19 protein-coding genes and 1 pseudogene are annotated in these 21,344 nt (G+C 68.3%); 7 read left to right on the forward strand and 13 right to left on the reverse strand.

Annotation, left to right across the window (positions count from 1 at the left end; translation table 11 throughout):
• Positions 1-10: 10 nt before the first annotated feature.
• The 5 genes and pseudogenes from AC5Y43_RS09710 to AC5Y43_RS09730 all read right to left on the reverse strand — a co-directional run bounded on the left by AC5Y43_RS09710 (position 11) and on the right by AC5Y43_RS09730 (position 6,510).
• Positions 11-1,327 (reverse strand): LLM class flavin-dependent oxidoreductase, encoded by a 1,317-nt coding sequence (locus tag AC5Y43_RS09710; protein WP_499971871.1) that lies wholly within the window; start codon positions 1,325-1,327, stop codon positions 11-13.
• Positions 1,324-3,061 (reverse strand): annotated as a pseudogene (locus tag AC5Y43_RS09715) (FAD-binding protein). The gene AC5Y43_RS09710 and the pseudogene AC5Y43_RS09715 overlap by 4 nt, the downstream one beginning before the upstream one ends.
• Positions 3,058-3,975 carry a 3-carboxyethylcatechol 2,3-dioxygenase gene (locus AC5Y43_RS09720; RefSeq protein ID WP_499971873.1) on the reverse strand — a complete coding sequence of 306 codons (918 nt, stop codon included), beginning with the start codon at positions 3,973-3,975 and terminating at the stop codon, positions 3,058-3,060. Before AC5Y43_RS09720 ends, AC5Y43_RS09715 begins: the two are co-directional and overlap by 4 nt.
• Complete coding sequence (locus AC5Y43_RS09725; protein WP_499971874.1) at positions 3,923-5,647, reverse strand: bifunctional 3-(3-hydroxy-phenyl)propionate/3-hydroxycinnamic acid hydroxylase; 1,725 nt, start codon at positions 5,645-5,647, stop codon at positions 3,923-3,925. The genes AC5Y43_RS09720 and AC5Y43_RS09725 overlap by 53 nt, the downstream gene beginning before the upstream one ends.
• Positions 5,647-6,510, reverse strand: coding sequence for an alpha/beta fold hydrolase (locus tag AC5Y43_RS09730; RefSeq protein ID WP_499971876.1), 864 nt, complete (start codon positions 6,508-6,510; stop codon positions 5,647-5,649). The genes AC5Y43_RS09725 and AC5Y43_RS09730 overlap by 1 nt, the downstream gene beginning before the upstream one ends.
• A 136-nt stretch (positions 6,511-6,646) precedes the next feature.
• On the opposite strand from AC5Y43_RS09730, the gene AC5Y43_RS09735 reads away from it, so the two are divergent.
• The 3 genes from AC5Y43_RS09735 to AC5Y43_RS09745 all read left to right on the forward strand — a co-directional run bounded on the left by AC5Y43_RS09735 (position 6,647) and on the right by AC5Y43_RS09745 (position 10,004).
• Positions 6,647-7,324: an IclR family transcriptional regulator gene (locus AC5Y43_RS09735; protein ID WP_499971877.1), complete on the forward strand. Its 678-nt coding sequence runs from the start codon at positions 6,647-6,649 to the stop codon at positions 7,322-7,324.
• Between the two features lie 26 nt (positions 7,325-7,350).
• Entirely contained in the window at positions 7,351-8,976 is a 1,626-nt protein-coding gene (locus AC5Y43_RS09740) for an FAD-binding protein (RefSeq protein ID WP_499971879.1), read from the forward strand.
• 71 nt (positions 8,977-9,047) lie between these two features.
• Positions 9,048-10,004 carry a dipeptidase gene (locus AC5Y43_RS09745; RefSeq protein WP_499971881.1) on the forward strand — a complete coding sequence of 319 codons (957 nt, stop codon included), beginning with the start codon at positions 9,048-9,050 and terminating at the stop codon, positions 10,002-10,004.
• On the opposite strand, the gene AC5Y43_RS09750 is transcribed toward AC5Y43_RS09745, so the two are convergent.
• From AC5Y43_RS09750 to AC5Y43_RS09765, 4 genes are all read right to left on the reverse strand, one after another.
• Complete coding sequence (locus AC5Y43_RS09750; RefSeq protein WP_499971883.1) at positions 10,005-11,393, reverse strand: pyridoxal phosphate-dependent decarboxylase family protein; 1,389 nt, start codon at positions 11,391-11,393, stop codon at positions 10,005-10,007.
• 112 nt (positions 11,394-11,505) lie between these two features.
• Complete coding sequence (locus AC5Y43_RS09755) at positions 11,506-11,877, reverse strand: nuclear transport factor 2 family protein (protein ID WP_499971885.1); 372 nt, start codon at positions 11,875-11,877, stop codon at positions 11,506-11,508.
• Positions 11,878-11,935: 58 nt separating this feature from the next.
• Positions 11,936-12,808, reverse strand: a complete 873-nt coding sequence (locus tag AC5Y43_RS09760) for an ArgK/MeaB family GTPase (protein WP_499971887.1) — start codon at positions 12,806-12,808, stop codon at positions 11,936-11,938.
• Between the two features lie 7 nt (positions 12,809-12,815).
• Positions 12,816-13,955: a thiolase family protein gene (locus AC5Y43_RS09765; RefSeq protein ID WP_499971888.1), complete on the reverse strand. Its 1,140-nt coding sequence runs from the start codon at positions 13,953-13,955 to the stop codon at positions 12,816-12,818.
• Positions 13,956-14,150: 195 nt separating this feature from the next.
• Here AC5Y43_RS09765 and AC5Y43_RS09770 point away from each other — a divergent pair, with 195 nt between their 5' ends.
• Positions 14,151-15,002, forward strand: coding sequence for a proline iminopeptidase-family hydrolase (locus tag AC5Y43_RS09770; RefSeq protein ID WP_499972217.1), 852 nt, complete (start codon positions 14,151-14,153; stop codon positions 15,000-15,002).
• A gap of 13 nt (positions 15,003-15,015) precedes the next feature.
• Here the strand turns inward: AC5Y43_RS09770 and AC5Y43_RS09775 are convergent, their stop codons facing one another.
• The 4 genes from AC5Y43_RS09775 to AC5Y43_RS09790 form a co-directional block, all read right to left on the reverse strand.
• On the reverse strand, positions 15,016-15,783 hold the full coding sequence (locus AC5Y43_RS09775) for an enoyl-CoA hydratase/isomerase family protein (protein ID WP_499971889.1): 768 nt from the start codon (positions 15,781-15,783) through the stop codon (positions 15,016-15,018).
• Positions 15,784-15,901: 118 nt separating this feature from the next.
• Positions 15,902-16,984: an acyl-CoA dehydrogenase family protein gene (locus AC5Y43_RS09780; RefSeq protein WP_499971890.1), complete on the reverse strand. Its 1,083-nt coding sequence runs from the start codon at positions 16,982-16,984 to the stop codon at positions 15,902-15,904.
• Positions 16,971-17,876: an acyl-CoA dehydrogenase family protein gene (locus AC5Y43_RS09785; protein ID WP_499971892.1), complete on the reverse strand. Its 906-nt coding sequence runs from the start codon at positions 17,874-17,876 to the stop codon at positions 16,971-16,973. Before AC5Y43_RS09785 ends, AC5Y43_RS09780 begins: the two co-directional genes overlap by 14 nt.
• Positions 17,854-19,257 carry a class I adenylate-forming enzyme family protein gene (locus AC5Y43_RS09790; RefSeq protein ID WP_499971894.1) on the reverse strand — a complete coding sequence of 468 codons (1,404 nt, stop codon included), beginning with the start codon at positions 19,255-19,257 and terminating at the stop codon, positions 17,854-17,856. Before AC5Y43_RS09790 ends, AC5Y43_RS09785 begins: the two co-directional genes overlap by 23 nt.
• Positions 19,258-19,354: 97 nt before the next feature.
• Here AC5Y43_RS09790 and AC5Y43_RS09795 point away from each other — a divergent pair, with 97 nt between their 5' ends.
• Genes AC5Y43_RS09795 through AC5Y43_RS09805 form a run of 3 tightly spaced genes read left to right on the forward strand, consistent with a single transcriptional unit; the run spans position 19,355 to position 21,295 of the window.
• The gene (locus AC5Y43_RS09795) at positions 19,355-19,693 is read left to right on the forward strand and encodes a 2Fe-2S iron-sulfur cluster-binding protein (RefSeq protein ID WP_499971896.1); all 339 of its coding nucleotides are present in this window, start codon (positions 19,355-19,357) and stop codon (positions 19,691-19,693) included.
• Between the two features lie 18 nt (positions 19,694-19,711).
• On the forward strand, positions 19,712-20,026 hold the full coding sequence (locus AC5Y43_RS09800; protein WP_499971898.1) for a hypothetical protein: 315 nt from the start codon (positions 19,712-19,714) through the stop codon (positions 20,024-20,026).
• 3 nt (positions 20,027-20,029) lie between these two features.
• The gene (locus tag AC5Y43_RS09805; protein ID WP_499971900.1) at positions 20,030-21,295 is read left to right on the forward strand and encodes an amidohydrolase family protein; all 1,266 of its coding nucleotides are present in this window, start codon (positions 20,030-20,032) and stop codon (positions 21,293-21,295) included.
• Positions 21,296-21,344 lie beyond the last annotated feature (49 nt).

A 21,344-nucleotide genomic window follows, 5' to 3' on the forward strand; every position in this document is an offset into this window, starting at 1 on the left:
GTCTCCGGTATCACTTGCCTTGCTCTTGTGCCTGCTGATCCTTGAGACGCTGCGCCGCCTGGACGCGACCCTCGTTGATTTCCGCCATGGCTTCGGGTATCTCGCTGGCGGTGAACTTACCGCCCCGGCCCGTGGGCAGGCCACCGAACGAGTAGTTTTCGTCGAACTGCGGCGCGGTCGACTCCGGCCTACGCGCCTCGACCTTTTCGATGACGGGCGCCAGCCGGGTGGCCTTGTCGGCCACCGCCTTCGCGTCGCGTTCGATGAACTCCGGCAGCACCTCCTTGCCCATCAGCTCGATGGATTCCATGGTGCCCTCGTGGCTGCGCGGGTTGAGCAGCAGGATGATCTCGTCGACGCCGCTCTCCTCGTAGCCACGCAGGAATTCGCGGACGGTGGCGGGGGACCCGATCGCTCCGCGCCCGGGGCCGTAGGCCAGCGTGGGGTCCTTTTCGACCTCTTCGAGGTAGCGCTTCCACACTCCGGTGCGCCCGGGGGTGTGCACCCCGGTCATGTAGTAGTGCATGATCCCGAACGAGAAGAATCCCCCGCCCTGCCCGAGGCGTTTGAGTGCTTCGTCGTCGCTCTTGGCCACCATCATCGACAGGTCGCCGCCGATGGCCAGGATGTTCGGGTTGATCCGCGGCGTGATCGGGACGCCGTTCTCCTCGAACTCCTTGTAGTAGCCGTTGACCCGCTCGGTCAGCGGGCCGGGACCGGTGTAGGCGAAACTCAGTGCGCCGATGGCCTTTTGGGCGGCCATCTGCACACTGGCCGGCCGCGTGCAGGCGACCCAGACCGGGGGATGCGGCTTTTGCAGCGGTTTGGGGACGACATTGCGGGCCGGCATCTGGACGTGCTGGCCCTGGAAGCCCGAGAACGGCTCCTCGATCATGCAGCGGATCGAGACCTCGAGGGCCTCCTCCCACTGCGCGCGCTTGTCGGCGGGGTCGATGTTGAATCCACCGAGCTCACCGACGGAGGAGGATTCGCCGGTGCCGAACTCGACGCGCCCGTTGGAGAGCAGGTCGAGGGTGGCGATGCGTTCGGCCACCCGGGCGGGGTGGTTGACGGCGGGCGGCAGGTGCATGATGCCGAACCCCAGCCGGATGTTCTTGGTCCGCTGACTGGCCGCGGCCAAGAAGATCTCCGGCGCGGTGGAATGACAGTATTCCTCGAGGAAGTGGTGCTCGGTCAGCCAGACGGTGGAGAAGCCGGCCTTGTCCGCGGCCTCGACCTCGTCGAGGCACTCCTGCAGCATGACGTGCTCGTCGTCGGGTGCCCAGGGCCGCGGCAGGGCGAATTCGTAGAACAGCGAGATTTTCATTGTTTCCTCCTATGAGAACTAAAGGGTCTGCCTGGCGGTCTGGGCTGCAACGTGTTTCGCTGCGACAAAGCCGAACGTCATGGCCGGGCCTATGGTCGCCCCCGCGCCGGCGTAGCTGCGGCCCATGACCGGGGCCGCGGTGTTGCCCACCGCGTACAGTCCCCGCACCACGGTGCCGTCGGGCCGCAGCACCCGGGCGTGTTCGTCGGTGCTCAGGCCCCCCGAGGTGCCGAGGTCGCCGAGCACGATGCGGAACGCGTAGTAGGGCGGGTCGCCCAGCGGATACAGGTTGGGGTTGGGCAGGGTCGGGTCGCCGTAGTAGTTGTCGTAGACGCTGTCGCCGCGGTTGAAGTCGTCGTCGTGGCCCCGGTGCGCGAGTTCGTTGAAGCGGCGGGCGGTTTCGGCGAGCTGCTGCGCGGGGACGCCGATCTTGGCCGCCATTTCGTTCCAATCCATTGCGGAGGCGACCACGCCCGATTCCAGCCAGGCCGGCGGAACCTTGCGTCCGGTGGGGACCGGGGCACCTGGGATTTTCGGTATCGGCAGGTGACCGGCGACGACATAGCGATTCCACGAGCGGTGGTCGGTGATCAGCCAGCACGGGATGTGGGTGATCCCGGATTTCTGGCCGTCGATCATTGCGTGGCCGAAATCCATGTAGGGCGCCGCCTCGTTGATGAAGCGCTTCCCGTCGCCGTTGACGATGAATTGCGCCGGCATCATCCGTTCGTTCAGCATGAACTGCATGCGCCCGTCGGGCCATTGGATCGCGGGAAACCACCATGCCTCGTCGAGCAACTCGGTTGCCGCGCCGACCTTCTCGGCCGCGCGGATGCCGTCGCCCGTCGCGGCCGGGTTGCCGAAGCTCCAGTCCTGGTCGACCACGGGCAGCTGCTCCTTGCGCCAGGCCAGGTCGTGGTCGAAGCCGCCGGAGGCCAGGATGACCGCGTGGCGTGCGCGGATCCGCTGCGGCCCGCCGTCTTTTTCCACCACCGCGCCGGTCACCGACCCGTCGGCGTCGGTGAGCAGCTCCGCCATCGGCGAGCCCAGCCACAGCGGGATCCCCTGTTCCCGCATGGCCAGCCGGAGCCGGGCAGCCAGTGACTGTCCGATCGCGGCCATCCGTTCGCCGAACACCCTGGCCCGGACCATCCGCGAGATCAGTTTCAGCAGGACCCCTTTGCCCGCCCACGACTGCCTGATCCGGTAGAAGCTGCGCAGCTCCTTGGGGCCCAGCCAGATTCCCTTGGGAGCAAGGGCCAGGGGTTGCAGCAATTGTTGCTCGTCGTCGCCGAGCTTGCGCAGGTCGATGGGCGGCACGTTGATCGTGCTGCCCAGTTCGGATCCGCCCGGCAATTCCGGGTAGTAGTCGGCATAGCCGGGCTTCCAGACGAATTCGAGCCAGCCCGAGAGGTTTTCGAGGAATTCAAGCATCTGCGGCGCGGTCTCCACGTACTGCCGAATCCGCGCCTCACTGACCAGGCCCTCGGTGATCTTCAGGAGGTACTCGATGACGCCTTCGGGCGAGGGGGCGTAGCCCTCTCGGCGCTGCGCAGGCGCCCCAGGCACCCAGATGCCGCCGCCGGAAAGCGCCGTGGAGCCGCCGAAGTGAGACGATTTCTCCACCACCAACGCGTCCAGGCCGGACGCGTGCACCGTCAGCGCGGCCGACATCCCGCCGCCGCCGGACCCGACGATGAGCACGTCGACCTCGTGGTCGAAGCCTGCGCTCATATCGGCACCGCCGTTCGGATGGCGAACCCGGCGATCAACTCGGCGGCCGGCTTGTAATAGCGCAGCGACGTCCGATACGGGCCGGTGCTTTGCAGCGCCGCGAAAGCCGCCACCCACGTCCTGATCTCGTGCGCCGAGCTGCCGCCTTCGTAGGTCACGAAGGCGTTCGACCACTGGTCGAGGTCGGCGAGCTTTCCGTCGTCGACGATCTCGAGCAACCGGTGGTCCCACGCCGGGTTGAGGGGTTGCAGTTCGCTATTGCCGTCGGCGAAATTCTTGGCCGCGTCGATGACGGCTTCCTGGCGGGCCTGCCGTTGTTCCGGCGTCATCGGCTGTCCGTGCACGATCCGTTCCAGCACCGCCGGGGGCGCCGTCGCCAATGCCGGAACCGGCGGGCTGTGCGACAGACCGCCGGATCCCACCAGCAGCACGCGCTTGTCCAGGGTGGACAGGTAGGCGCCCACGGCGGTTCCCAGTGCGCGGCAGCGACGCAACGGGCCCAGGGGCACTCCGATCGCGTTGATGAAGATCGGGATCACCGGGCGCGCGGTGGCGTCGCCGAATAGCTTCTCCAGCGGCTGCACGGTGCCGTGGTCGACGTCCATGCCCGCCGACACCGCGATGTCGACACCGGCGTCGAGGATGGCAGCCGCGCAGTCGGCCGCGAGGCCCTCGGCCACGTCGAGCGGTCCGGAATGGGTGCCGTAGTCGCCAACACCGTTGGCGCGCATGCCGATACAGAATGGTGGCATCACCCTGTAGAAGAACCCGTTGTAGTGGTCGGGCGAGAAAATGACGACGAGCTCCGGGTCGTAGTCCGCGACGAAGTCGCGTGCCCGCGCGATCGCGCCCTCGATGTCGTCAAGCAGGTCCCGCGACGGCCCCGGAAGATTCAGCAGCGGGCTGTGCGACATACAGCACAGAGCCAGTGACACTTTGACGATCACCCCCTCCCGGCGTCAGGGTGAGGGTGTCGAGCACCGTGGCGCTCAGCTCGGGTGCGAGCTGGGCGATGCAGGCACCCGCGATGCACCGGTCCGGCCGCAGGAACAGCACCGACTCCGCGTGAGTGTCGAACCACGATTTGACGGCGCCGCCGCGGTCGCCGACCACCACGACGTCGGGATCATCGTGGCCGGCCCAGTGCAGCTGCGTCAGCGGCCGCAGCGCAATAAAACGCGCCCCCACCGCTTTCCAGTTCGCGAACGCCTCCTCGCCGAGGATCTTGCGCGGGTTGTTGTTCCAGCACAGCACCGCGAACCAGTCGCCCAGCACATCGTCCAGCAGCACGTCGCGCTCGGTGCGGGTGTCCACCCGCGGCTGGATGAACAGGGTCCCCACCGGTGATTCGGCATTCCCGGGGCTTCCGGTGCCCAGGGCGTGCACGACGGCGCCCTGCTCGTAGCGCGGCATCGGCTTGAACCGCATCTCCAGCACGTATCGCTTCAGGGAAGGCACGATTGACGCCGACCGCACCAGCAGGTCGCGCGCGGTGGCGATGCGGCGGTCGGTGGGGGAGATCACCCGGCCCACCATGGTGGAGAGGTCGATCATCGCCCGGGCGTGCTTGCGTCGCTCGATGTCATAGGTGTCCAGCAAGCGGTCGTCGGCGCGGCCGGACACCACCGCCGCGAGCTTCCAGCCCAGGTTGGCCGCGTCCCGGATGCCGCTGTTGTAGCCCTGCCCCTGCCACACCGGCATCAGATGGGCCGCGTCTCCGGCCAGGAGCAGCCGCCCGCTGCGGAACGCGCCGGCGATCCGCGAGTGATGCGTGTAGACCCGGCGCCGGATCACGTCGACCCGATCGGGGCGTGGAACCATCCGCGCCAGCATCCGCTCCAAAAACGCCGGATCCTCGGCCTGCTCGTCGGTCTCGTCGGCGTGAATCATGAACTCGAACCGGCGAATTCCGTGTGCGATCGAGATCGACGCGTACGGTCGTTCCGGGTCGGCGCCTACCTCGCTGTTCGGATGGCCCAGCGGATCGTTGGCGATGTCGACCACCAGCCAGCGCGTCGACGACGTCGTCCCGTCGAAGGACACCCCCATCATGCGGCGGGTCATGCTGCGCCCGCCGTCGCACCCGACGACGTAGCGCGCGCGCACGCTGGTGGTGTGGCCGTCGGTGCCGCATTCGACGGTGACCGCGTCGTCGGCTTGCGCGCACGAGATCATCGGATGGTTCCAGCGCACCTCGACGTGATCGAATCTGTCGAGGCCGCAGAGCAATTCGGCATCGACGAGCGGCTGCACGAAGCCGTTGCGCTTCGGCCAGCCGAAACGCGCGTCGGGCGGCGCCATTTCGGCGAGCACCCGGCGCTTGGCGTCGACGAAGCGCAGGATCTGGTTGGGCACGGTGTGCGGCAGGATCCGCTCGACCAGCCCGATCGACTGGAAGGTGCGCAACGCCTCGTCGTCCAGGCCCACGCCGCGCGGGTAGTCGATCAGCGAGTCGCGTTCGTCGACGACGAGCGTCCGCACGCCTCGCAGGCCAAGGATGTTGGCCAGGGTCAGGCCGACCGGGCCGGCGCCGACGACGACAACGTCGACGGCCTCGACTTCTGCAACCTGCCCGGCGGCGTTCATCACCGCCCCAGCAGGAAATCGAGGTGCAGGCGGTTGAAGGTCTTGGCGTCCTCGTACTGCGGCCAGTGACCGCAGCCCGGCATCAGCTCGAACCGCGCGCCGGGGATCATCGAGGCGATGCGGCGGCCCTCGGTCACGTCGGCGGTCGGGTCATCGCTGGTCCACAGCACCAGAGTGGGGGCGGTGATGGCGCCGTACTCGTCGGGGCCGAGGAGGTTTCGTGCGCGAATCTCGGTATCCTGCAACGCCATAATGTCGCGCATCGCCGCGACGAAGCCCGGTTGGCGGTACACCCGTTGGCGGCTGGCGACCAGGTCGTCGTAGTCCTTGGACTTGTCGGCCATCAGCCACTTGATCCGCGCCTGCACCGTCTCCCACGTCGGGTCCTCGGCTGCCGCCATGGACAGCGTGATGATCCGCTGCATCACCACCGGGTCGGCCTGGGAGCCGCCGGCGGTGTTGAGGACAAGCCGCTCGACCACGTCGGGGTGATCGACGGCGGCGCGCGCGGCCACCCAGCCCCCGAGCGATTCACCGCTTACGGAGGCGCGGTCGACGCCGATGGTGCGCAACACGGCCATCAGGTGCTCGACGTAGTGGCGAACCTCCAGCGGGTGGCCGGGCTTGTCGGTGTAGCCGTGGCCGAGCATGTCGATCGACCACGTCCAGAAGTGCTCCCCGTGCGCGGCCAGGTTTCGGACGTAGGCCTCGGCGTGGCCGCCAGATCCGTGCAACAACACCAGGACCGGCTTGCCCGGATCGCCGGCGCGCAGGTAGCGCGTGCGCACTCCGCCCGCCTCGAGGTAGCCCTGCTCAAACGCGACGCCCTGGAGGTCGCTCCAGATGCTCTCGAACTCCGCCACGGTTTCTCTCTGGCCTCCAGACGCTTGAAAAGCTGGGGGAAATTGGTGTTTTCGTTGTCTCGATGATGTGCTAATATCGCACGCTAATGTGCGTTATATATAGAGCTTCGCGCTCGCGTCCAGGTATGTCAAGGCTGTGACCGGTTCCGGAACGGGTTCTCAGACGCTGGCCAGGGGACTCACGGCGCTGCAGATGGTGGCCGACTCCCCCAGCGGGATGACCGTGCAACAGCTGGCCGACCAGGTCGGGGTGCATCGCACCATCGCCTATCGGTTGCTGTCGACGTTGGCCCAATTCCGCTTGGTGGCCAAGGGAGAAGACGGGCGCTACCGCCCAGCCGCCGGCCTTGCCGTGCTCGGCGCGTCGTTCGATCGCAACGTGCGTTTGCTGAGCCTGCCGACGCTGCGCGCGCTGGCCGACGAACTCGGCACCACCGTGTCGCTGCTCGTCGCCGAGGGTGACCAGCAGGTGGCGATCGCGGTGATCGTGCCCAGCCACGTCGCTTATCAACTGTCCTTTCACGAGGGCAGCCGGTATCCGCTGGACCGCGGCGCCGCCGGGATCGCCTTGCTCGCGAGCATGCCGCCGCGACCCGGGGAGCGCGAGCTGGTCGCGCGCACGCGCGAGCGCGGGTGGGTGGTGACGTACGGGGAGATCGAGCCGAACACCTACGGTCTGGCGGTGGGGGTTCGCCGCCAAGCGCCCTCCCCCCCGACGTGCATCAACCTCATCTCCCATCGGGAGGACGTCGTGATGCGCGGCAAGGACGCGGTCGTCAACGCCGCGAAGCAGTTGTCCGAACTCCTGAGCTAGCCATCGAGCCGAAGGGATACCAGTCCATGCCTGGGGACCACTGGGACCACGAAGTCGACGTCGTCGTGCTCGGTAGCGGCGCCGCCGCGCTGACCGCCGCACTGGCCGCGGCGGCCGCTGGGGCTTCAGTGGAGGTCTTCGAGAGGGCCGCGACCGTCGGGGGGACCACCGCGGTGTCGGGCGGCATCGCCTGGATTCCGGCCCACAACCGTTCTCCCGCAGGGGAATTGACTGTGGCTGACGCGCTGCGGTATCTGCGCGCGCAGTCGCTGGGTTCGATGGACGACGCCCTGGTCGACACGTTCGTGCGCACCGGAGCCGCGATGCTCGACTTCGTCGAGGCCCACAGCGGATTGCGCTTCGAGATCGCCACCGGCTTCCCCGACTACCAGCCGGAGCTGCCCGGCGGACAACCGGGCGGGGGCCGCTCGCTCAGCGCCGCGCCCTTCGACCTGACCGCTTTGGGCGAGTGGGGCACGCGCATCACGTCGTTTCCCGCCGACTGGTCCAACGTCGGTTTCGACGCGGAGACCAGGGCCCGCCTGCACGCGGCGATCGATGAGCGAACCAGCCACCTGTGCGTCGCCGGCACCGCCCTGATCGCGGGCCTGCTCAAGGGACTGCTCGATGCCGGCGTGACACCGCGGGTGAATGCGCGCGGCGAGCAGCTCGTTGCCGAGCACGGCGAGGTCACCGGGGTGCGCGTCGCGCTGCCGGACGGAGCCATCGGCGTGCGCGCCCGCCGCGGCGTCATCCTGGGCACCGGTGGCTTCGAGTGGGATCCCGCTCTGGTGCAAGCCTTTTTACGTGGCCCGATGCACGGGTCGGTATCGCCGCCCAACAACACCGGCGACGGGCTGCGCATGGCGATGGCGCACGGCGCTGACCTGGCCAACATGGGCGAAGCCTGGTGGGTGCCGATCGTGCAGATCCCGGGCGACACCATCGAGGGCAAACAGCGCAGCCGCAGCGTCCGCCTGGAGCGGACCCGGCCGCGCAGCATCATCGTCAACGCGGCCGGGCGCCGGTTCGTCAACGAGGCGTGCGACTACAACTCGATGGCCGGCGCGTTCCACTACCTCGACCCCCGCGGCGGGTACGTCAACGACCGCGGCTGGATCGTGTTCGACTCAGTTCACCTGCAGCGCTATGGATTTCTCGGCATCGCGCCCGGGCAGCCCGCCCCGGACTGGTTCTGCGAATCGGCGGATCTCGCGGAGCTGGCCGCCAAGACCGGCATCGACGCCGACGGCCTGGCCCGCACCATCGCCGACTGGAACCGGCAGGTGGCCGCCGGCGCCGACGCTGAGTTCGGGCGCGGCTCCAGCGCGTACGACGGCTACTGGGGCGACGACAGCGCCACCACGCTCGCCGGGAAGACCCTCGGCCCGATCGACGCCGCTCCCTATTACGCGGTGCCGGTGTCCATCGGGGCGATGGGCACCAAGGGCGGGCCGCGCACCGATCCCGACGGGCGGGTCCTGCACGTCAACGGGGAGCCGATACCGGGCCTGTTCGCCGCCGGCAATGCCATGGCCGGCGCGACCGGGCGGGCCTACGGCGGCGCCGGGGGAACCATCGGTCCCGCAATGGTGTTCGGTTACCGTGCCGGCCACGCCGCCGCCACCGGAAAGACGGTCGATCTGAAGTAGGCGGTCGCGCCCCTTCGACGCTTTCGATGCAGAGGAGCGCGTCGAGGCGCACGGTTGGCACTATGGGGTGTATGGCGGTGCTCCTGTGGGACCAGCACACCTGTCTGCCGCTGCAGCCGGACGCCGAAGTCGACCCCTTGGCGCGCTACCGGCGCGGCGGTGGGGCATTTGTGTCGGTGAACGCCGGGTATTCGCCGCACACCTTCGACGACGCGATCGCGCTCCTGCGGCACTACCGCGCCGCGGTGGTCGTCCATCCGGACATGGACTTGGCGGACGACATCGACGGCGTCGATGCGATCACCGGCGCCGGCCGGATCGCGGTGGCGTTCGACCTGGAAGACTCCGGCCCGCTCGACGATGATCTCGACAATCTGGCCACGTTCGCCGGTCTCGGCGTGCGTACGCTGCTGCCCACCTACAACCATGCCAACCGCGCCGGAAGCGGCTGCCTGGATTCGGTCGACGGCGGCCTCACCGGCTGGGGGCGCGACATCGTTGCCGAGATGAACCGCGTGGGCATCGTTCCCGACGGATCACACTGCAGCGCGCGCACCGGTCTCGACATGTGCGAGGTATCGTGCGGCCCAGTCATTTACAGCCATTCCTGCATGCGCGCGGTGTGGGATCATCCACGCAACATCACCGACGATCAGGCTCGCGCCTGCGCCGCCACCGGCGGCGTCATCGGAATCACCGGTGTCGGCATCTTTCTGGGGCCCAACACCCCCACCCTGGACACGATGGCACGGCATCTGGAATACGCGGTCGAACTCGTGGGCATCGACCATGTCGGCGTCAGCACCGACTTCTCGTTCGACTTCGCCGATTTCCTCGACGAGCTCGCGCGCAACCCGCACCTGTTCGATGAGAGCTACACCCGCTGGGGCCCGATCCAGTGGATGCCGCCCGAAACGTTCCTGGGGCTCGACGACCACCTACGCCGGCGGGGCTGGAGCGCCCCCGACGTCGACGCCGTCCTGGGCGGGAACTTCCATCGGGTCGCGCAACAGGCCTGGTGCGCGTGATCATTCGCCCGTTGAAGTCGCCCGTGCCGCTTGCGCTATGGCGTCCGCCGAGCGGTCGACATCGTCGTCGGTAGTCGACCAGTTCACGATCGGCACCCGCAACACGACCTGGCCTTGCCAGGTCATGCCACCCAGCCAGCAGGTCCCCTCGCGCTGGATGGCGGCAAGCGCGGCCCGGTTGGCGTCATCTCCGCCCGGAAGGCGCACCAGCACCTGGTTGAGTACGACGTCATTGACGACCGTGGCCCCGGGGATGGCGGCCAACCGCTCGGCCATGCGCCGGGCCTGCGCGCAGTTGCGTTCGATCAGGTCGGCGATACCGGCGCGACCAAGCGATCGGATCGCGGCGTAGACCGGCACGGCGCGGGCACGGCGTGAACTTTCGGGCACGTAGTCGGTGCTGTCGCGCTGGCCGGCATCGAGCACGTAGTACGGGCCCGCCAACCTCATGGCGGCGACGTGTGCCTCCGGGTCGGCGACGATTGCCATTCCCGCGTCATAGGGGACGTTGAGCCATTTGTGGGCATCGACGGCCCAGGAATCAGCGCGCTCGACGCCGTGGGTCAGGTGCCGGGTCGCCGGTGCGGCGGCGGCCCACAGGCCGAACGCACCGTCGATGTGCAACCACGCGTTATGAGTTGCGCAGGCGTCGGCGATGGGCCCGAAAGCATCGAAGGTGCCGGTGGCCGCGTTTCCGGCCTGGGCACAAACGATCGTGGGGACCTTCGCCTGCGCGAGTGCGTCGCGCAGGGCCTCGGGCCTCATCCGGCCCTGGTCGTCGGCGGCGATCCGCAGGGCCGTATTGGCGCCGAGTCCGAGCAGTCGCAAGGCGGTGCCGATGGTGTCGTGCGCGTACTCACCGCAAAGGATGCGTATCGGCGGCGCACCGACCAGCCCGTCGTTTTCGACGTCCCAGCCGATGCGGGCCAGCACCGCGTGCCGTGCCGCGGCAAGGCACGTGGTGTTGGCGGCCTGGCCGCCGGTGACAAAGCCGACGGTCGCCGTCGCCGGCAAGCCGAGCAGTTCGAGTATCCACGCGGCGGTGACTTCTTCGATGGCGGCGGCCGCCGGCGACAGCGAATGGACGGCGGCGCACTGATCCCATGCCGAGACCAACCAGTCCGCCGCCAACGCCGCGGGTAAGGCGCCGCCGGTGACGAAGCCGAAGTAACGCGGCCCGGCGCTGGCGACCAGGCCGTCCTCGGCGCCGATCGCCAACGCCTCGACGACGGCGACGGGCTCCTCGCCCTCCACGGGCACGGGTCCTCCGAGCGCCTCGCGAAGACTGGAGGCATCGGCGCGGGCCGCGACCGGGCGTTCATCCAGGTTATTGAGGAACGCGTGCGCGTGCTGCGCGGCGGTGTTAAGCCCAGCGGTGCGATCGGGCATGTTCAAGAGACTAGACCGCGTGCCCGAATTAGGTTGTCGCAGTTGATGCTGCGCTCACGCAGGAGAAGTGCGAGCAGAGCCCGCGATGGGCGCAAAGTCAAGGCGAGAGGGATCAGAACGCGCTGGTGATGGTCGCCATGTCGAAGTAGTCGCGCCACGCGACGATCCGGTCGTCCTGCACCTCGAAGACGCCCATCACCGGCAGCGGGATTGTCCCGCCGTCCTTGCGGCGCATCACGTCGGTGCGTTCGTTCATCACCAGTGCGCCGTCGCTGACCTGCCGGTGCACGTTGAAGTCGATCCCGTCGAATGCCGCGACGAACCCGGCGATGAAATCCCGTATCGCGTCGCGGCCCCGCACCGGGTCCATCGGGATGTTGTGGTAGACGGCATCTTCGGTGAAGTAACCCGCGATCTCGTCGGGATCGGGTGCGGCCCACTTTTTGCAGAATTCGGTCACCAGTTCGTCGGCAGAACGCGTCATGCGTTCATGCAACACATTGACGTCGAGCAAAGCAAGAGGCGTCGCGACGGCCCGGTCCCTACTCCGACGTTGGAGAGATCAGCTTTTCGGCCGCGGCATACGGATCGTCGTGCCCGTCGACCACCGCCTCGGCGAGCTTGTCCAGATCCGGCTTGGTCCGCAACCGGGTCTGCGCCAGCGACAGGATCTGCGCCCGCGCCCGCGCCAGCCGGCGCTCCCGGCTGTCGGTTCGGTGGTGATCGTCGATGGCGGCCATCAGATCCGCCAAGCCCTCGCCGCGCGCGGCAATGAGACTGACGATCGGGGCCTTGGTTTCGGCGCGCAGGTCACGCACCGTCTGTTCGGCACCCTCTCGGTCGGCCTTGTTGACCGCCACGATGTCGGCGACCTCCAGGACGCCGGCCTTGGCGGCCTGCACCGCGTCGCCGGCCCCCGGGTTGAGCACGACGACGGTCGGGTCCGCGACGGCGGCGATCTCGATCTCCGACTGCCCCACCCCGACGGTCTCCAACAGGATCACGCCGTAGCCGATCGCGCCCAGCAGCCGGATGGCCGCCGGCACCGCGGCGGCCAGCCCCCCGATGTGGCCGCGGGCCGCCACCGAACGGATGAGCACCTCGGAGTCGTTGATGTGCGCGGTCATTCGGATCCGATCGCCCAGCAGCGCGCCGCCACTGAACGGCGACGAGGGATCCACCGCCAGCACGGCCACCCGGCACCCGCGCTCCCGGTAGGCACCGACCAGGGCACCCACCGTCGTCGACTTACCCGCGCCCGGCGGCCCGGTGATGCCGATTACCCGGACATCGAGCGCAGACCCGATGCTCGACAGCACCTCGTCGCGGCTGTCGCCCTCGACCAGGCTGAGTAGCCGACCCGCCGCGCGCGGAGATCCGTTGCGCGCTCGCGCAATCAGGTCGGCGATCGTCATTTGCGCATTATGGCGCAGCGACCTCGATGACCGTCGCCGAACCCATTCCACCGCCGGCGCACATGGCCGCAACGGCGATTCCGCCGCCGCGGCGGCGCAATTCGTGCACCAGGGTGACCAGCATCCGGGCTCCGGTCGCCGCCACCGGGTGCCCCAGCCCGCAGCCGCTGCCGCTGACGTTGACCTTGTCGGGGTCGAGGTCGAGCAGCTTGATGGTGGCCACGCACATCGCGGCGAAGGCCTCGTTGATTTCGAACAGGTCCACGTCCGAGGTCGAAAGCCCGGCGCGGGCAAGCGCTTTCGGTATGGCCTCCACCGGCGCCAGACCGGTGATCGCGGGGTCGACGCCGACCGACGCCCAGGACCGCACGGTGGCCAGCGCGGGCAGCCCGAGCGCGTCGCTGGCGATGGTCAGCACGGCCGCGCCGTCGTTGGCGCCGCACGCGTTGCCGGCGGTGATGGAGAAGCCCTCGATTTCCGGGTGCAGCGGCTTCAGGCCCGCCAGCTTCTCCAGGGTGGTGTCGCGGCGCGGATGCTCGTCGACCGAGAACAGCCCGTGCGGCGTCTCGATCGGCACGATCTCCTCCTTGAAGCGGCCCTCGTCGATCGCGGCGATCGCGTTGCGGTGCGACCGCAGCGCCCACGCGTCCATCTCCTCGCGGCTCACGCCCGCCTTGACCGCGGCGTTCCAGCCCACCGTGATCGACATGTCCATGTTCGGCGCGTCGGGGCGGTCCGGGTGGGTCGGCGGGAACCAGTCAACCCATTCGCCGTCGGCCTGCATGCGCGATCGCGGCGACGTGGACGCGGAGTTCACACCGCCGGCGATGACGAGCTGATCCATTCCCGCCCGCACGCTCGCGGCCGCGCTCTGCACCGCCGCCTGACCCGCCGCGCAGTGCCGATTGTTGGCCAGGCCCGGGACCTGGGGCAGCCCCGCCGTGATGGCCGCATGGCGCGCGACCACCCCGCCGCCGTAGAGCCCCTCACCCAGGATCACGTCGTCGACCTGCGCCGGGTCCAGGTCCTTCGCCGCCTCGGCGACCACGTGGTGCGCGAGGTCGAAAGCGCTGGTGTCGCGCAGCGTGCCCTTGCGGGCGGTGCCGATGGGGGTGCGCAGGGCGGACACGATGACGGCTTCAGGCACGGGTCTTCTCCAGTTCGTCGAACACTTCGCTATACGAGAATCCTATTCTCTCATTCCGAGAGTATGAGTTGCAACAAGTGCATCGCTGAGCCAGGCTCGCGAGCAGACGCAGAATCGCGCCCCGGCGCGCCGGTTCGTGCGATTCTGCGTCTGCTCGCCAATCAATCAGGAGGCACCGCCGCAATGACTCACGGAATGATCGCGGTCCCGGGCGGCAGGGTGTGGTTCAAGCGGGTCGGCGACCGGGGCGGCCTCCCCCTGCTCGTGGTCCACGGGGGTCCGGGTCTGCCGCACAACTACCTGAGCTCGCTGGAGCGGTTGGCGAACGAGCGCGAGGTCATCTTCTGGGACCAGCTCGGATGTGGAAATTCCGAATGTCCGTCGGACACCGCGCTGTGGACGATGGAGCGCTCGGTGGCCGAGATGGCCGCCGTGGTGAAGGAATTGGGCCTCAACCGCTTTCACATCTTCGGCAATTCGTGGGGCGGGATGCTCGCGCAGCAGTACATCCTGGACGCGCCCTCCTCGGCCGCCAGCCTCACCATCTCGAACAGCATCGCCTCGATACCCGAATTCGCGAACATGGTGGGGCGGTTGAAGTCCGAGCTGGACCCGGCGACGCAATCCGCCATCGACCGGCACGAGGCGGCCGGCACCACGTACTCGGCCGAATACCAGGCCGCCGTCCGCACCTGGAACGAGACGTACCTGTGCCGCGTCCTGCCCTGGCCCGAGGAACTCGCGGACGCCTTCCGCGGCATGGGTGCGGAGATCTTCGAAACGATGTTCGGCCCCAGCGACTTTCACATCGTCGGGACCATCCGCGACTGGGACGTACTCGACCGGCTGGTGGAGATCTCACTGCCCACGCTGGTCCTTGCGGGCCGCTACGACGAGTGTGTGCCCGAGCACGCGTGGGACATCCACCGGCGCATACCGGGCTCGCGGTTCGAGCTGTTCGAGTCGAGCGCTCACATGCCATTCATTGAGGAGCCGCAGCGTTTCGATCGAGTGATGCGAGAGTTCCTGCGGGCCAACGATCTTTGACGGACCTCAGCGGTCAGTTCTTGCCCTCGTTCAGCTTGGTGACGATCGTCCGGAAGTCCTCGGTCGTGAACGACTGGTGCTCGGCGGACAGCGCATAGTCCAGGCTGGCCAGCACCGCGCGCTCCAGGTGGATGTTGAGCACCCGCTTGGTGCTCTCGACGGCCTGCTGGGGCAGCTCCAGAATCTTTTTGGCGCAGGCGATTGCCTCGGCGACCGGGTCGGCCACCACGTGGTTGGCCAGCCCGAGTTCGACGGCGCGCTCGGCCTTGATCCGGGTGCCCGTCAGCGCGTACTCCTTGGCCAGCAACAGGCTGATGTGCAGCGGCCAGGTCAGCGGTCCGCCGTCGGCGGCCACCAACCCGACCTGCACGTGCGGATCGGCGAGGAAGGCGTCCTTGGCGATGTAGACGATGTCGCTGAGTGCGACCAGGCTGCAGCCGAGCCCGACGGCCGGCCCATTGACGGCCGCCACCACCGGGATTCGGCACCGCGCCATGCCCAGCACGATCTCGCGCCCGTCCCGGATGGTCTTGGCGCGCAGGTCGGCGTCTTCGGACAGCTCCTTGAGGTAGGCGAAATCGCCGCCGGCCGAAAAGGCCTTGCCGGCCCCGGTGACCACCGCGGCGCGGGCCGTGGCGTCGTCGGTCAACCGCTGCCACAACCGCGCGAGCCCGACGTGCAGGTTGTCGTTGACCGCGTTGAGGTCGTCCGGCCGGTTCAGCGTGATGATCCGCAGCGGACCGTCGGCGCGGACGTCGATTTCGGCTGGCATGTCGTACATTCAGACTCCTTCGATGGTCGTGACCCGTTTCACCCGGGCTTCGCCCGCGTTCGCGATCACTCCTCCTTATTGGTCGTGACCCGCTTCACCCGGGCTTCGCCCGCGTTCGCGATCACTCCTAAAACCCCAAGATGCGTGAAGCGACGATGTTCTTCTGTATCTGCGAGGTCCCGCCCATCACGCTCTGCGCGCGGCTGTACAGATAGGCGCTGAGCAGGTCCGGATCGCGGGTCCCGGTGACCGCGAGGGCGGCGTGCCCGACCGACTGCTCGACCCAGGTCATCAGCAGCTTGTCGAGCGATCCTTCCGGGCCGTGGGAGACGCCGTCGAGCTGCTCGGACAGGCGACGCCGGACGTGATGCGTCAGCATTTCCGACTGGACCGCCGCCCACGCGAGCTCTTCGGGGATCTCACCTTCGCTGCGCTGGTAGAGATTTCGGACCAGCTTGCCGTACCTGGCGGCGTAGCCCAGCGTCGACGGTTCGCGCTCGTGCCCGACGACGGTCATGGCGACGGCCCAGCCTTCGCCCGGGGCGCCGACCATTCGGTCCGCCGGCACCGTCGCGCCGTCGAAGAACACCTGGCCGAATTCGTTGGTGACCCCGTTCATCATTCGCAACGGGCGCTGTTGCACGCCGGGCTGTTTCATGTCGAGCACGAACGCCGACAGACCGCGGTGGCGTTTCGCCTCGGGATCTGTGCGGGCCAGCAGCAGGCACCGGTCGGCGACATCGGAGTAGCTCGTCCAGATCTTGTGCCCGTGCACGACGTAGTTGTCGCCCTCGCGGGTGGCGGTGGTGGTCAGCGACGCCAGGTCCGAGCCGGCGCCGGGTTCGCTGAAGCCCTGACACCATCGCTCGCTGCCGCTGATGATGCCCGGCAGAAAACGCTTGCGCAGTTCGTCGCTGCCGTGCCGCCCGATGCCGAAGACCAGGTAGCCCACACTGGGACGTGGCGGGGCGCCGGCGCGGACCAGTTCCTCGTCCACGATGACGTCGTACACGGGCGGCAGGTCTTGCCCGCCGTAGTCGCGGGGCCAGGACAGTCCGAAGAAACCGTTGTCGTACAGGGCACGGTGCCAGTCGGCCATGCGCAGCCAGTATTCGTCTCCCGAGCCGGAATATTCCTTGGCGTGCACCGAAAGCCACGAGCGCAGCCGCTCCCGGAAGGCGGCCTCGTCGGGTGAGTCACGAAAGTCCAAAGTCGATCTCCTTCAGCGTCACGGGCCACAGCTCGGTCGACGTCAGCGCGCGGCGCAGGTAGACGTGAGCCAGGCACTCCCAGGTATTGCCGATGCCGCCGTGCACCTGGACGGCGGTCTCGCAGACGGTGCGCGCGGCGCGCGCGCAGTAGACCTTGGCGACCTGTGCGGCCCGGATGGCCTCGCCCGGTTCCAGCTCGTCGACCGCCCACGCGGCGTGCCGCGACACGCTCACCGAACCTTCAATCAGCGCAAGGCTTTCGGCCAGCAGGTGCGCGACGGCCTGATAGGACCCGATCGCATTGCCGTACTGTTCGCGGATTTTGGCGTAGTCGCAGGCGAGGGCGTGGGCGCCGCGGGCGACGCCGACCAGGTCCGCCGACGTGGCGACCAGAGCGAGCGCCAGCCACCGGGCGGCGACGCCGGCAGACACCTCACCGAGAGTCGTTGCGGTTCCCGTGATGTCGGCCTCGGCGCGGGTCAGGTCGGCTCCGGCGCGCACGGCGTCGACGTCGGCCGCCAGGACCGTGGCACCCGAGAGCGACAGGGCGCGCCGGGCGCACCGGGCGTCGATGACGCGGTCGTCCACCGCCACCGTCGCGCCGGCGCCCTCGGCACCGACATGGCGGGCCAGGTCGTCGGCCAACACCGGTCCCAGGAACGGCGCGTCGACGAGCCGGCGCCCGAATTCCTCTGCGACGATGGCGACTTCGACGCCCGAGGCGCCGTCGGAGCGCAGCGACCGCCACCCCGTCGCCTCGATCTGCCGGTCAAGACGCGCGATCCGGCCGTCGTCGTCGAGCTCCTGAACCGCCCCCGGCCCGAGGTCGTCGGACAGCTTGGCAGCGGCGTCGCGAAGTTGCTGCTGTTCAGGCGTCAGACGTACATCCATAGGTCTCCTTCAAAACTCGGCGCAGCACCTTGCCCGAGGGCAGGCGCGGTATGTCGTCCACGAATACGACGCGGCTCAGGTGTTTGTAGGACGCTAGCTTCTCGTCCACCAGCGCGGTAAGGTCGCCCGCGCTGACGGGGGCCGTCACCGCGACGGCGGCGAGGATCGCCTCGCCGTTGATCCCGTCGGGCACGCCGAACACCGCGCAGTCTTTGACGGCGGGATGACCGTGCAGCACGGTTTCGATTTCGGCCGGCGCGACCTGGAAGCCGCGCACTTTGATCATCTCTTTGAGACGGTCGGTGATCCGCAGCCAGCCGTCGTTGTCCAGCCAGCCGACGTCGCCCGTGCGATACCAGCCGTCGCTGATGGCCTCGGCGGTCGCGTCGTCCGGGAGGTAGCCGGCCATGAGCGACGTCGATCGGGCCTGGATTTCGCCGACCTCGCCCGGGCCGACCGGCCGGCCGCTCTCCAGCGAGACGACCCGCACGTCCACGCCGGGCACCGCGCGCCCGACCGAGTCGAGCCGGGCCCCCTGCAGCGGATTACATGCGATGACGGGCAATTCCGTGGTGCCGTAGGCGGGAATCCAGCCGACGCCGGTCCGCCGGGTCACCGTCTCGGCGACATGTGGGCTGACCGGTGTCGCCCCCCACATGATGAAGCGCAGCGACGAGAGGTCGTAGGACTCGAGCCCGGGGTGCGACGCAATGGCCAGCGCGATGGGCGCAACCGCCATTTCGACTGTGACGCGGTCGCTTTCGATGTGCTGCAGCATCCGGTCGATGTCGAAGCGCGAGTGCAGGCGCATCCACGCGCCGGTCCGCAGCGCCGTGAGGATGTTCAGGAGGCCGAGGATGTGCGACGGCGGCGTGGCGACCTGAATCCGGTCGCGGCGCGTCAGCTCGAGCGCGGTACGCCAGTGCCCCACGGCCTCGTCCAGCGCCGCATGGGTGTGCCGGACGGCCTTGGGCAGACCGGTGGTGCCCGAGCTGAACACCAGTACGGCGTCGGCCCGCGGCGGCAGGGGGCGCGATACCGAGGTTCCAGGCGTAATGGGTTCGTCCAGGTGCAGCATGGGCATCAGGCCGGCCAGCACCGGATGGTCCCCCACCGCGTGTGCGGGATCGGCGAGACCAAGCGCGTGATCGACCTCGTCGCGCTTCCACGCCGGGCTGATCAGGACGGCGGTGGCGCCCAGCCGCCAGATCGCCAGTAGGACGGCCACGAACTCCGGCCGGTTGGACGCCATGACCGCGACCCGCTGACCCGCGCTGACGCCTCGTTTTGCCAGGGTCGCGGCCATCCCGTCGGCCAGCGCGTCGAGGTCGGGCAGGCTGAATCGCCGCTCCTCGAACACGAGCGCCGCCGGCTCGGTCACGTCCCGTTCCTTCCAAGCGCCTTGAGAAGTCCCTATCGCTTTGTGAGAATAGTATTCTCTATACTGAAGAATGCAAGTACGGGAAGGGGGCGGTCAAGTGACGGTCACCGAGACCACCGAGGAGACTCCACGGGTGACAGATCCCGCATCGAACGGTGCCGAGGTCGGCACGGTGACGATCCACCTGGACCGCAAGAAGGCGTCGGTGCCGCAGGTCCCCGGCGAGACCCTGTTGGAGAGCGCGCGACGGGCGGGCCTGGAGCCGCCGTTCAACTGCGAGGCCGGCAACTGTGGCACCTGCATGGCCAAACTCGTCGAGGGTCACGCGACCATGCGGGTCAACGACGCCCTGGATCCCGACGAGGTGGAAGAGGGCTACATTCTGACGTGCCAGGGCGTACCCGACACCCCTTCGGTCACGGTGCGCTACGAGTAGCCGACGAGAGGCGCGCTGATGGCCAAGGGCATCATCCTGGTGGAAAGTCGCCCCAGTTCGCCCGAGCGCGAGCAGGAATACAACACGTGGTACGACGAGGTCCACCTGGGTGAGCTCGTGGCGCTCGACGGGTTCGTCTCGGCGCGGCGGTTGCGCCCGGTCGACGGGAAGGGACCGTATGTCGCGATCTACGAGATCGAGGGCGACGACCTGCAGGCCGTCCTGGACAACATGATCGCCAACGCCGGCCAGCTGCACATGTCCGATGCGCTGCAGTTGGATCCGGCACCCGTACCACGACTGCTCGAGACCACCACCGAGTGCGGGAGCTGACCCATGAATGTCGACGACCTGATCCTGGTGAGCATCGACGACCACGTCGTCGAGCCGCCGGACATGTTCCTGCGCCACGTGCCCGCCAGGTACAAGGACGAGGCCCCGATCGTCGTGACCGACGACAAGGGCGTCGACCAGTGGATGTACCAGGGCCGCCCGCAAGGCGTCAGCGGACTGAACGCCGTGGTGTCGTGGCCGGCCGAGGAATGGGGCCGTGACCCAGCGGGTTTCGCCGAGATGCGCCCCGGTGTCTATGACGTCCATGAGCGCGTCCGGGACATGAACCGCAACGGCATTCTGGCGTCGATGTGCTTTCCGACGTTCACCGGCTTCTCCGCGCGCCACCTCAACATGCACCGCGAGGAGGCGACGCTGGTGATGGTGTCGGCCTACAACGACTGGCACATCGACGAGTGGGCCGGCTCGTATCCGGGCCGATTCATCCCCATCGCCATCCTGCCGACGTGGAATCCGGAGGCCATGTGCGCCGAGATCCGCCGGGTCGCGGCCAAGGGCTGCCGCGCGGTGACGATGCCGGAATTGCCGCACCTGGAAGGGCTTCCGAGCTACCACGACGACGGCTATTGGGGTCCGGTGTTTCGCACGTTGTGCGAGCAGAACGTGGTGATGTGTCTGCACATCGGCACCGGGTTCGGGGCGATCAGCATGGCGCCCGACGCGCCGATCGACAACCTGATCATCCTCGCCACCCAGGTTTCGGCGATGTGCGCCCAGGACCTGTTGTGGGGCCCCGCGATGCGTAACTATCCCGATCTGAAGTTCGCGTTCTCCGAGGGCGGAATCGGTTGGATTCCTTTCTATCTGGATCGCAGCGACCGCCACTACACCAACCAGAAGTGGTTGCGACGCGACTTCGGCGACAAGCTGCCCAGCGACGTGTTCCGGGAACACTCGCTGGCGTGCTACGTCACCGACAAGACCTCGCTGAAGCTGCGTCACGAGATCGGCATCGACATCATCGCCTGGGAGTGCGACTACCCGCACTCGGACTGCTTCTGGCCCGACGCGCCCGAGCAGGTGCTGGCCGAGCTCACCGCCGCGGGGGCCGACGACACCGACATCAACAAGATCACCTGGCAGAACTCCTGCCGGTTCTTCGGCTGGGACCCGTTCGCCCACACGCCGCGCGACCAAGCGACCGTTAAAGCGCTGCGCGCCACGGCAAGCGACGTGGACGTGTCGATTCGTCCGCGCGCCGAGTGGGCGCGGCGCTATCAGGAAAAGCAGCTGGCCAAGCTGACGTAGCGCCCGGTCAGCCACCGACGGCTTTGACGAACCGCTGCGACCGTGGCCA

This window comes from Mycobacterium sp. NGS57, from assembly GCF_059812405.1.